Origin of the sequence: Actinoalloteichus sp. AHMU CJ021 (genome assembly GCF_002895405.1) — a bacterium.
Taxonomy (GTDB): Bacteria; Actinomycetota; Actinomycetes; order Mycobacteriales; family Pseudonocardiaceae; genus Actinoalloteichus_B; species Actinoalloteichus_B caeruleus.
Map to the genome: position 1 here is coordinate 6,357,862 of NZ_CP025990.1, position 12,359 is coordinate 6,370,220.

Consider the following 12,359-nt stretch of genomic DNA (forward strand, 5'->3'; position numbering starts at 1 on the left):
GGGATGGACGACCGGGGTCAGCGGGTGGCGACGACGTCCAGGGTGAGCTGGAGCTTGCGCCCGGTCATCCCGCGCGCCGTGGTCACCTCGAAGTCGAACCGGTCGATCGTCGTCGTGGCCCGGGCGGTGAGTTCACGCTCCCCGCCGGTCACGCTGGTGACGTCGAGCTTGACCGGACGCGTGACATCGCGGACCGTCAACCGCCCCTGGAGGGTCCCCCGGGTACCCGTCCACTCGAACCGATCGCTCACGAACACGATCCTCGGGTGGTTCGCGACGTCGAGGTAGTCGGACGAGCGGACGTGCTCGTCCCGCTGGGGGATGCCGCTGGCGAAGCTGGCCGCCGAGACGACCGCCTCCACCGTGGACGTGGTGGCCGGCTCCCCGACTTCGACCTTGCCGCTCTCGACGGAGAACGTGCCCCGAACACCGAGCAGTCCCCACATCGCTCGCGTGCGGAACGAGATCCCCGACCTCGCGGGATCGATCGTGAAGACACCGGCAGCGATTCCCTGCCCGTCGTCAACGTCGCTGTCGCCGGCAGCGCTCATCGCTGTCACCCCCGAATCACCGTGGAAGCACGAAGCCTAGCAATCGGGGAAACCCCTACGAGCCCCCTGAACCAACCCAGAATTCCCGTCGTCGCGCGGAAGTCCACCGTCGAGGTTCGAGGATGGACCACGACGTGACACGGGACGCGGAACGGGGACGAGATGGCGGAACTCGACGGGCTGGCCCTCGTCTCCCCGGCTGACGCACCGCCACCGGAGCTGACCGGTGCCGTCCGCGAGCTCGCCGCCGACCTGCTGACCGGGGAGTGGCCTGATGTGCCCGTCACTCACCTGTGGTGCCTCGTGCGCCACGTTCCCCGGGGGGACCGGCGTGGGTTCCTCTTCCAGTGCTGGCAGGACTGGACAGCCAGGTTGAGCCCGCTGGAGCGGCTCGGCGTGGCGGCGGAGGCGGTGGCGGCGACCGGCGAGGCGGCCCGCGTCGCCCGCGACGCCGACCGGTACGCCCGACCCGCCGCGTCCTGGCGGCGATACCGGGAGGCGGTCGCCTCCTACGCGCGGGCCGCGACCGAGGCGGGCACCGCTCCGCTCGGATACCTGCTGTACGTCCACGCCTGCCGCAGCCACGACGTCCTCGGCATCCCACCCGGGGCGGCGGCGGGCGCCGCCGGTGCGCTGCGCGCCGTGCTCACCGAAGCGGGCAACCCCGTGCCCCCGATCAGGAGAGGACACCCCCATGGCCCAGCTGACCGCGAACGACCGCATCGAGGTCGACCTCGGTGACCGCTCCTACCTCGTCCACATCGGTCCCGGCGTGCGGAACCGGCTCATGGCCGAGATCAGCCGCATCGGCGCGCGCCGGGCGGTGGTGGTCACGGCACGTCCCCGGGACTGGCTGCCCGACACCGGGGTACCGACACTGATCGTGGACATCGAGGACGGTGAGGCTGGCAAGACGCTCGCCGCGGTCGCGGAGCTGTGCCAGCGGTTCAGCGAGTTCGGCCTGACCCGCCAGGACGTCGTGGTCTCCTGCGGCGGTGGGACGACCACGGACCTCGTCGGCCTCGCCGCCGCGCTGTACCACCGCGGGGTGCCGGTCATCCACCTACCGACCTCACTGCTGGCGCAGGTCGACGCGAGCGTCGGCGGGAAGACCGCCGTGAACCTACCCGCGGGCAAGAACCTCGCGGGAGCCTACTGGCAGCCGAGGGCGGTGCTGTGCGACACCGAGTACCTGACCACGCTGCCCAGGAGGGAGTGGACGAACGGGTACGGCGAGATCGCCCGCTGCCACTTCATCGGCGCCGGCGATCTGCGGGGGCTCCCCGTCCACCGCCAGATCGCCGCCAGCGTCGCCCTCAAGGCCGCGGTCGTCGGGCAGGACGAGCGGGACACCGGCCGGCGACACCTGCTCAACTACGGGCACACCCTCGGTCACGCCGTCGAACGCGCCACCGGCTACGCGTGGCGGCACGGTGAGTGCGTCGCGGTCGGGACGGTGTTCGCCGGGGAACTCGCGCACGTCCTCGGCCGCATCGACCGGACCGCGCTCGAGGAGCACCACGCGGTGGTGCGGGACTACGGGCTGCCCGCCAGCCTCCCGCCGGGGCTGGACCACGACGTGCTGATCTCGTTGATGCGTGCCGACAAGAAGGTGACGACGGGGCTGACCTTCGTGCTCGGGGGAGCCCTCGGGCCCGAGCTGGTGCGGGACGTACCGGAGGCGGCCGTCGCCACCGCGCTGCGCCTCGTCGAGGGGTGACATGGTGGGCGGGCCGGAGGACCCGGTTCCGCCCACCACCCCGCGTCACACCCGCCCGACGACCTCGGCGACGATCCCCGCGACCGCGTGCATCTGCTCCTCGGTCCCGAGCAGCGTGCGGTGGTGCAACCAGACGCAGTCGGCGTTGAGCTTCTCGGTGTTGGGGCAACGCTCCGCGATCGCCTCGACGGACTCCTCGGGAGCGGCGGTCTCCCAGAACGCGTCACACCGGTAGATGGCGCGGAACCCGGCGAAGGCCGGCACCCCACGCGCGACCAGCTCGTCCACGACGGCGTTGCGGCGTTCCTCGGTGACCCCCGGCAGCCGGAACATCGCCATGTAGTGCGGCTTGCGGTCACAGCGCTCGTCTCGGCCCTGCGGCACCACCCCGGGGATCCGCGCCAACTGGCCGGCGAGAACGGGCCAACGCTCCTCACGCGTGTCGATCTGCCCGTCCAGCCGGGACAACTGCGCACGCAGCACGCTCGCCGTGAACTCGTTGATCCGGAAGTTGGAGCCGGCGACCTCGTGCCGGTAGTGCCGGTCCGTACGCGGACGACCACAACTGTGCCGGAGGAACGCCGCCTCGTACAGCTCGGTGTCGGAGAACAGCACCGCGCCGCCCTCACCCGCCGTCATCAGCTTCCCGTTCTGGAAGCTGAACGCGGAGACCGATCCCAGCTCGCCGACCTTCTTCCCCCGCCACCGCGCGCCGTGGGCGTGCGCCGCGTCCTGGAGCAGCGGCACCCCGGCGTCGGCGGCCAACTTGGCCAGGGCGTCCATGTCCGACATCTGGCCTGCCATGTGCACCGGCATGATGGCGGCCGTCCGCGAGGTGACCGCGGCCGAGGCGGCGGCCACGTCGACGCAGTAGGTGTCCAGATCGACATCCACCGGAACGGCGACGGCACCGAGCCGCTGCACCGCCTGTGAGGAGGAGATGAAGGTGAAGGCGGGGACGATGACCTCCGCTCCGGGGCCGACACCCATCACCTGGAGCGCCAGTTCGAGGGCGTGCGTCCCGTTGGTGACCGCGAGCGCGTGCGGTGCGCCGTGGTACTCGGCGAACTCGCGTTCGAAGGAGTCGACCTCACTGCCGCCCATCCGCCACCACTGGCCCTGTTCGAGCGCGCGGAGCAGGTTGGCCCGCTCGGTGTCGTCGAACTGCGGCCACACCGGCAGGTCCAGCGGCCGCGGCGAAGAATCACTCATGATCGGTAGCCTTTCCCGGTACGAGGTGATCCGAAGCTAACAGCACGCGGGTGGCGCCCCGCCCCCTACGAAACCCCTGAACCGCGCTGACCTGCTGCGCTCACCCGGCGGGACGCGCGCACCCCCACCACCCTCTCCCCGCACGCGGGGTGATCACGGTGTGGGCACGTAGAAGTGCAGGGGTGAGTTCGGCCGGAAACCGATGCGTCGGTAGACCGGCGCGCCGGCGGCGGTGGCGTGCAGGGTGGTGGCCAGGGCGACGGCACCGGACTCCCAGTCCACCTGCGGGGTCGGTTCGTCCACGTGCAGGGTGCGCGGCACCACCCCGTGCCGCATCGCCATCACCATCTTGATGACGCCCGCGACACCCGCGGCGGCCTGGGTGTGACCAATGTTCGACTTCACCGACCCCAACAACAACGGCTGCTCAGCCCCACGCTCCTGCCCGTAGGTGGCCAACAACGCCTGCGCCTCGATCGGATCACCCAAGGTGGTGCCCGTTCCGTGCGCCTCCACCACATCCACCTCGGCAGGCGACAACCCGGCGTTGGCCAACGCCTGACGGATCACCCGCTGCTGGGAGGGACCGTTCGGCGCCGACAACCCATTGGACGCACCGTCCTGGTTGATCGCCGAACCCCGCACCACCGCCAGGACCGGGTTCCCGTCCCGCTGGGCGTCCGACAGGCGCTGGACCACCAGCATCCCCACACCCTCGGACCAGTTCGTCCCGTCGGCGGCCGCCGCGAACGACTTGCACCGACCGTCGGAGGCCATCCCGCCCTGGCGGGCGAACTCCGCGAACGCACCCGGAGTGGCCATCACCGTGACGCCACCGGCCAACGCCAGATCGCACTCACCCGTGCGCAGGGCCTGAACAGCCAGGTGCAGCGCCACCAGGGAAGAGGAGCAAGCCGTGTCGACCGTGATCGCCGGGCCCTCCAGGCCCAGCACGTAGGACACCCGACCCGAGGCCACACTGCCGGAGTTCCCGGTGCCCAGGTACCCCGCCACGTCCTCAGGAACGAACCGCAACCGCGACGCGTAGTCGTGGTACATCACCCCGGCGAACACCCCGGTCTGACTCCCCCGCAGCGATGTCGGATCGACACCGGCGCGTTCCAGGGCCTCCCAGGAGGTCTCCAGCAGCAACCGCTGCTGCGGGTCCATCGCCACCGCCTCACGGGGGGAGATCCCGAAGAACCCGGGATCGAAGTCCGCCGCGTCGTAGAGGAACCCACCGACCGGACCGGTCCCGTCCCCGCGTGAACCCAACCCCCATCCACGATCGGTCGGGAACCCCGAGATCCCGTCACCACCACCGGCCAGGAAGTCCCACAGCTCCTCCGGAGTGGACACCCCACCCGGGTAGCGGCACGCCATCCCCACGATCGCGATGGGCTCATCCGAACCCACCGACACCGCCCGGGCCGCCACCGAGGCGGAAGTGGCCCCCTCCAGGACGGACAGCAGGTACTCGGTCACGGAGTCCGCGTTGGGGTAGTCGAACACCAGGGTCGCCGGCAACCGCAACCCGGTCGCGGCGGTCAAGGTGTTCCGCAACTCGACAGCGGTCAACGAATCGAACCCGAGATCCTTGAACGGACGCTGGGCATCGACCGAGGTCGCATCGTCATGGCCGAGCACCACCGACACCCTGGCCCGAACCAGGCTGAGAACTTCCCGCTTCCGGTCCTCGACGGACAACGCCGCCAGCTGGCGGCTCCACCCGTCCGCTGCGGCGGATTCCTCACCGGGGCGCACGGTCCGGCGGTTTGACGTCCGTACCAGCGAACGCCAAACCGCGGGCAGGCTCCCGGCCTGCGCCTGGGCACGAAGCCCGGCGGCATCCGTCCGCAGCGCGACGACGGCGGCGTCAGACCCGGACGTGGCCGTGTCGAGCAGGCTCAGCGCGTGCTCGGTGGTCAACGCCTGGATGCCACCACGGTTCATCCGCAGGCGGTCGGCATCCGCCAGATGCCCGGTCAGACCACTGGCCTCAGCCCACAGGCCCCACGCGATCGACACCGCCGGCAGCCCGATGACCCGCCGATGCTGGGCCAACCCGTCCAGGAACGCGTTCGCCGCCGCGTAGTTACCCTGCGCCGGACCACCCAACACCCCCGCCGCCGAGGAGAACACCACGAACGCCGACAGGTCCAGATCCCGGGTCGCCTCGTGCAGATGCCACGCCCCGGACACCTTCGGCGCCGCCACCACCGCCAACCGCTCCGGGGTCAACGACTCGAACACCCCGTCATCGAGCACACCAGCCGCGTGCACCACACCCGACAAGCCACCCGCGGACCTCGCCCAGGCCACCACACCAGCCACCGCATCCCGGTCGGCCACATCACAGGCCCGCACCGAGACCTCAGCACCCAGTTCCACCAGGTCGGCGCGCAACTCCTCAGCACCCTCCGATGCCGCGCCCTGACGGCCGGTCAACACCAACCGGCGCACCCCACACGCGGACACCAGATGCCGGGCCACCACCGAGCCCAGCACACCCAGGCCACCGGTGACCCACACCCAACCCGCGCCGAACCCACCCTCGGAACCACCACCCGGCTCGGCCGGTACCCGCACCAACCGGGGCACCCGGACCTCACCGCCCCGGATCGCGACCTGCGGCTCGTCACCGGCCACCACCGACGGCAGGACCGCTTCGGTGTCGGAATCCACCAGGACGATCCGACCCGGGTTCTCCGACTGCGCCGACCGCAGCAGACCCCACACCGAGGCCTGCGCCAGGTCCACGTCCTCGTCACCGTCGACGGCCACCGCACCCCGGGTGAGCACCACCAACCGGCTCGAGACCCACCGCGGGTCGGCCAACCAGCCCCGCACCACGCTCAACGCCTCAGCCGTGACCGACTGGACCGCCACCGGTACCTCACCGGCCCCGGCGGGCACCCGCCACAACACCGTGGCCGACCCACCACCAGCTGACCCGGCCGCCTCCAAGAGGTCCGGGAAGGACTCCACCGGCACACCCCAGTCCACCCCGTCGGGAGGACCAACCGACACCCACCGGTCGGTCACCTCGACCTCGGCGAGACTGGCGGGAACCCAGTCAAGGCGGAACAACGGATTCTGCCCCGGGGAGACGGCCAGCTGCTCGGTCGACACCGGTCGCAGCGCCAGTGACTCGATCGACACCACGGGCCGACCGGACTCGTCCACCGCGGTCACCGACACCGTGCTCGGACCCACCGAGCTCAGCCGGACCCGCAACCGGGACGCACCCGCCGCGTGCACCGCGACACCCGACCACGCGAACGGTAACTGCGCCCCCGCCTCGGGCAGCAGGCCACCGATGCTCATCGCGTGCAGAGCCGCGTCCAACAACGCCGGATGCACCCCGAAACCACGGTGTTCGAGCCCTCGGGCAGTACGACCTCGGCCAGCACGTCCTCGCCATGCCGCCAGGCAGCGGTCAAGCCCTGGAACACCGGGCCGTAGTCCATACCCAGGTCCGCCAACGCCGGGTACAACCCCGCCGTCGGAACCGGCACCGATCCCGCCGGCGGCCACGCCCCTCCCAGACCCTCGACCACCGGGTCGACAGCCGGGACCAACGTCCCCGTGCCATGGCGAACCCACGGCCCATCGACGCCCACCCGCGAGTACACCGCGACGCCACGGTCGTCATCGACGACGACCTGAACGGTCACCCCGTCGTCGTCGGACAGGATCAGCGGGACATGCAGGGTCAGGTCCTCGACGGTCGAGCAGCCGACCTCGTCGCCCGCGCGCACGACCATCTCCACCAGCGCCGTCCCCGGCACCACGATGCGGTCCAGCACTCGGTGATCAGCAAGCCACGGATGGGTGGCCACCGACAACCGCCCGGTCAACAGCACCCCATCACCACTCGGCGCGGGAACGGCAGCACCGAGCAACCCGTGCCCTGTCGCGTCGAGTCCCAGACCGGCCGCGTCACCCGCCGGTCGGGTCACCTCCAGCCAGAACCGCCTGCGCTGGAAGGCATACGTGGGCAGGTCGACCTGACGCCCCCCGGCGAGCATGCCCGCCCAGTCGACGGAGACACCATGCACGAACAGTTCCGCCAGCGAGGCGGCGAAACGCTGTGGCGTTCCCTCGTCGCGACGAAGCGAACCGACGGCGATGAACGCGCCGTCGTGTTCGGTGTCGTCCCAGGTCTCCTGAAGGCCCACCGTGAGCACCGGATGTGGGCTCGCCTCGACGAAGGCCCGGTATCCGTCGTCCACCAGGCCGCGAACGGCCTGCTCGAACCGGACCGGCTCGCGGAGGTTGCGGTACCAGTACTCGCCGTCCAGTTCCCGGGTGTCCAGTGGTTCGCCGGTCACCGTCGAGTGGAACGCCACGTCGGCGGCACGCGGAGCGACGCCGGCCAGGGCGCTGGACAGCTGCTCGCGGATGCTCTCGACGTGCTCGGAGTGGGAGGCGTAGTCAACCGGGATGACCTTGGCCCGGACATCGTGTTCCGCGCAGTGGGCGGTCAGCTCGGCGAGGGCGTCCGAATCACCGGAGACGACGACGGAACGGGGACCGTTGACCGCCGCCACCGACACCCGCCCACCCCACGAACCCACCAACTCCTCCACCCACGACACCCCAGCCGCCACCGACACCATCCCGCCACGACCCGACAACCCCACCAACGCCCGACTCCGCAACGCCACCACCCGCGCCCCGTCCTCCAACGACAGCGCACCCGCCACACACGCCGCGGCGATCTCACCCTGGCTGTGACCCACCACCGCCGACGCCCGCACCCCACAGGACTCCCACACCCGCGCCAACGACACCATCACCGCCCACAACAGCGGCTGCACCACATCGACCCGGTCCAACGACGGCGCACCCGCCTCCCCCCGCAACACCGCGTGCGGAGACCAGTCCACGAACGGGGCCAACGCGTGCGCGCACGCCTCGAACGACTCCGCGTACACCTCCGAGGAACCCAACAAACCCAGGCCCATGCCCACCCACTGCGAACCCTGCCCCGGGAACACGAACACGACGCGGTTCCCGGTTCCGGCGGTCCCCCGCAGCACCTTCGGGGCAGCGGCGCCCTGCGCCAGGGCACCCAGGCCCCGCAGCGCATCCTCGCGATCGTCGGCGAGCACCACCGCTCGGTGGTCCAGCTGGGCTCTTGTGGTGATGAGTGAGTAGGCCACGTCCAGCGGGTCGAGTCGCGGACGCGCGTCGAGGTGGTGCTGGAGTCGAGCGGCCTGGGCGCGCAACGCCTCCTGGCTCCTGGCAGTCACGACCAGCGGCAGCACCGGTGGGGCCATTCGGGGCTCAGCGCTCTCCACCGGTGCCGGGGGCTGCTCCAGGACGGTGTGAGCGTTCGTGCCACTGATCCCGAACGAGGACACCGCCGCCCGCCTGGGACGACCCACCACCGGCCAGTCCCTGTGCTCGGTGGCCAGGGCGACGGCACCGGACTCCCAGTCCACCTGCGGGGTCGGTTCGTCCACGTGGGGCGGTCGAGGTGCCGGTCGAGTTCGGCGCACACCGCGTCGAAGGCCTCGGCGAACACCGGGAACGCCTCGGCCAGTTCCCGGCCCATTCCGGGGCGTTGCGAGCCCTGACCGGTGAACAACACCGCGGACTTGCCCGGGGCGACCACCCCGCGCACCACCGACGGACCGGACAGGTCGGACAGCGCCGACGGGTCGAGCACGACCGCCCGATGCGGGTGCCGAGCCCGTCGGCTCAGCGAGTACCCGACGTCCACCGGGTCGGATGCCGAACCACCCACGCCCGACGACAGCCGGTCGGCCTGTGCCGTGAGAGCCCTGGCGGACTTCGCCGAGAGCACCCAGGGCACGACCGGCAGCGCCCTGGTCGCGGTCTCCGCCTCGACCACCGCCGGCGGAGCCGACTCCAGGATCACGTGGGCGTTGGTGCCACTGATCCCGAACGAGGACACCCCAGCACGCCTCGGCTCCCCCGTCTCCGGCCAGGCAGCCTGTTCGGTCAGCAGCGTCACCGCACCGGTGTCCCAGTTGACGTGGGACGACGGCTCCGCGGCGTGCAGGGTCCTGGGCAGGGTCGCGTGCCGCAGTGCCAACACCATCTTGATGATGCCCGCGACGCCCGCCGCGGCCTGGGTGTGGCCGATGTTGGACTTCACCGAACCCAGCAACAGGGGGCGCTCCCGGTCCTGGCCATAGGTGGCGAGCAGCGCCTGCGCCTCGATCGGGTCACCCAACGCGGTCCCGGTGCCGTGCCCCTCGACCACGTCGACCTGGTCGACGCGCAGTCCGGCGTTGGCCAGTGCCTGGCGGATCACCCGCTGCTGGGATGGACCGTTCGGCGCCATCAGGCCGTTCGAGGCCCCATCCGAGTTCACGGCGGAGCCCCGGACCACGGCGAGCACGGGGTGCCCGTGGCGACGGGCGTCCGAGAGGCGCTCCAGAGCCAGGACACCAACGCCCTCGCCCCAGGTGGTGCCGTCGGCGGAGTCGGAGTAGGCCTTGCACCGCCCGTCCGCGGCGAGGGCTCCCTGCCTGCCGAACTCGACGAACGCACCAGGCGTCGCCATCACGGTGACACCACCGGCCAGCGCGAGCGAGCACTCGCCCGCGCGCAGCGCCTGGGCGGCCAGGTGCAGTGCCACCAGGGAGGACGAGCACGCCGTGTCGACGGTGACCGCCGGACCCTCCAGACCGAAGGTGTAGGCCAGCCGCCCGGACATCACGCTCGCCGCGTTCCCGGTACCACCCTGGCCGCTGTCACCGTCGGCCGACTGGAAGAACAACGCACCGTAGTCCTGGCCGTTGGTGCCGGCGAAGACACCGGTCCTGCTCCCCCGCAACGACTCCGGGTCGATGCCGGCACGTTCGAACGCCTCCCACGACACCTCCAGCAGCAGCCGCTGCTGCGGATCCATCGCCAGGGCCTCACGAGGGGAGATGCCGAAGAAACCCGGGTCGAAGTTCCCCGCGTCAGCGAGGAAGCCGCCCCTGATCTCGGACGAGGTGCCCCAGGCCACCGGGTCCCACCCCCTGTTCTCCGGGGACGCCGTGATCGCGTCCCGCCCGTCGACCAGCAGGTCCCAGAGCAGTTCTGGGGAGGAAGCTCCGCCGGGGAAACGGCAGCTCATGCCGACGATGACGATCGGGTCGTCCACCACCGGCGCCCCTTCGGGGGTGACCTCCTCCACCTGCTCCTCGACCGCTCCCAGCAGCTCGCTCAGCAGGAACCGTGCCAGTGGTTCCGGAGCGGGGTAGTCGAAGATCATCGTGGCCGGCAGGGACAAGCCCGTTCCCCTGGTGAGCCGGTCCCGCAGCTCGACCGCCGCGAGTGAGTCGAATCCCATCTCCTTGAAGGCCGTCGATGCGTCAACCGGGTCTGCCGTGGCGTGACCGAGCACCGCGGCGGCCTCGGCCCGCACCAGCTCGACGAGCAGCTGGTGGCGTTCGGTCCCGGCCACCGACCGCAGGCGGTCACGCAGCCCGTTGTCCGTCGTCGCGACCTCGGGCTCTGGCGCGACCGCGCCCGGGATGTCGGCGAACAGCGTGCTGGGTCGCAGGGTGGTGAACGACGGAGCGAACCGGGTCCAGTCGACGTCGGCGACGATGAGGTGGGTCTCGTCACGGGACAGCGCCAACTCCATGGCTGCGATGGCTCGTTCCGGGGCCAGGGCGTTGAGGCCCCGCCGGTTCAGCTCGGCCTGGACCCCGCCGTCCGCCATGCCGCCTTCCGCCCACGGCCCCCAGGCGATGGACGTGGCTGGCAGCCCGGCCGCCCTGCGCGCTTCGGCGATGGCGTCGAGTGCGGCGTTCGCCGCCGAGTAGGCGGCCTGTCCTCCGCCGCCCCACACCCCGGCAATGGAGGAGAAGAGCACGAACGCGTCGAGCGAGCCGCCGTCGAACACTTCGGCCAGGTTGCCGGCCCCGACGACCTTGGCGGACAACGCCTCGGAGAGCCCGTCGGCGTCCAGCTCGGCCAGGGACCCCATCGGGGCCGCACCAGCGGCGTGCACGATTACCCGCACGTCACTGAGCGTGCCAGCGAGACGAGCGAGCGCGTCCCTGTCGGTGACATCGCACTCCGCGACCACCGCCGGCACGCCCAGTTCGCCGAGTTCGGCGCACAGTTCCTCGGCTCCCGGGCTGGCCATGCCACGCCGGCTGGTCAACACGACCCGATCGGCGCCACTCCGGGCGGCCCACCGTGCCGTGTGCGCACCCAGTGCCCCGGTTCCTCCGGTGATGAGGACCGTGCCGCGCGGTGCCCAGCTACCGGTTCCACCGGCGGGGGCGGGTACCACTCGCCGGGCCAGCACTCCGGACGAACGGACTGCTACCTGGTCCTCACCGAGCCCGGCGAGGACCGCGCACACCCGGGTGAACGCTCGCTCGTCAGGAGTCTCCGGGAGGTCGATGAGACCGCCCCAGCGGGTCGGCATCTCGAGAGCGGCGACGCGACCGAGCCCCCACACCTGTGCCTGGCCCACGTCACGCAGCGGGTCGGAGCGTCCGGTGGACACCGCACCCCCGGTGAGGCACCACAGTGGCGCGTGCACACCGGCGAGCTCCAACGCCCGGAGCAGACCCGTCGTGGTCCGGGCGTCGGTGGCGGTCAGGGCCAGGACGCCGGACGGATTGGTGGGCAGCGGCCCGTCGAGATCGGCGACGGTGACCACGTCCGCTCCGGCAGTGGTCATCGTCGCGACGAGTGGGTGTTCCTCCGGACCGATCACGAGCCAGGTTCCGGAGAGGTGGACCGGTCCCGTACCGCGCACGGGCCGCCAGGTGACCTGGTACCGCCAGGAGTCGACGGTGGACAGGTCGAGGGTCCGACGCCGCCACGAGGACAGGACCGGCAGCACCGCGCTGAGGGTTTCCTGGTCGGGGACGTCGAGGGTGTCCGCG

Annotated in this window: 6 protein-coding genes and 1 pseudogene; 2 read left to right on the forward strand and 5 right to left on the reverse strand. The window is 71.4% G+C overall.

Translation table 11 applies throughout. From position 1 onward, the window contains the following. Positions 1 to 17: 17 nt before the first annotated feature. On the reverse strand, positions 18 to 551 hold the full coding sequence (locus C1701_RS25900) for a YceI family protein (RefSeq protein ID WP_026420356.1): 534 nt from the start codon (positions 549 to 551) through the stop codon (positions 18 to 20). Positions 552 to 713: 162 nt separating this feature from the next. Between C1701_RS25900 and C1701_RS27980 the strand changes: the two genes are divergently transcribed. Together C1701_RS27980 and C1701_RS25905 are read left to right on the forward strand one after the other, a co-directional pair. Continuing rightward, positions 714 to 1,292, forward strand: coding sequence for a hypothetical protein (locus C1701_RS27980; RefSeq protein ID WP_026420355.1), 579 nt, complete (start codon positions 714 to 716; stop codon positions 1,290 to 1,292). Further along, positions 1,246 to 2,271 (forward strand): 3-dehydroquinate synthase family protein, encoded by a 1,026-nt coding sequence (locus C1701_RS25905; protein WP_103056819.1) that lies wholly within the window; start codon positions 1,246 to 1,248, stop codon positions 2,269 to 2,271. Before C1701_RS27980 ends, C1701_RS25905 begins: the two co-directional genes overlap by 47 nt. Before the next feature lie 45 nt (positions 2,272 to 2,316). Here C1701_RS25905 and C1701_RS25910 read toward each other — a convergent pair whose 3' ends face one another. From C1701_RS25910 to C1701_RS25925, 4 genes and pseudogenes are all read right to left on the reverse strand, one after another. Further along, positions 2,317 to 3,483 carry an aminotransferase class I/II-fold pyridoxal phosphate-dependent enzyme gene (locus C1701_RS25910; protein ID WP_026420353.1) on the reverse strand — a complete coding sequence of 389 codons (1,167 nt, stop codon included), beginning with the start codon at positions 3,481 to 3,483 and terminating at the stop codon, positions 2,317 to 2,319. Between the two features lie 153 nt (positions 3,484 to 3,636). Continuing rightward, positions 3,637 to 6,834, reverse strand: a complete 3,198-nt coding sequence (locus tag C1701_RS25915) for an SDR family NAD(P)-dependent oxidoreductase (RefSeq protein WP_337661986.1) — start codon at positions 6,832 to 6,834, stop codon at positions 3,637 to 3,639. Continuing rightward, complete coding sequence (locus C1701_RS25920; RefSeq protein ID WP_337661987.1) at positions 6,807 to 8,990, reverse strand: type I polyketide synthase; 2,184 nt, start codon at positions 8,988 to 8,990, stop codon at positions 6,807 to 6,809. Before C1701_RS25920 ends, C1701_RS25915 begins: the two co-directional genes overlap by 28 nt. Further along, positions 8,963 to 12,349, reverse strand: a pseudogene (locus C1701_RS25925) (SDR family NAD(P)-dependent oxidoreductase); the annotation flags it as partial. The gene C1701_RS25920 and the pseudogene C1701_RS25925, both read right to left, overlap by 28 nt. Positions 12,350 to 12,359 lie beyond the last annotated feature (10 nt).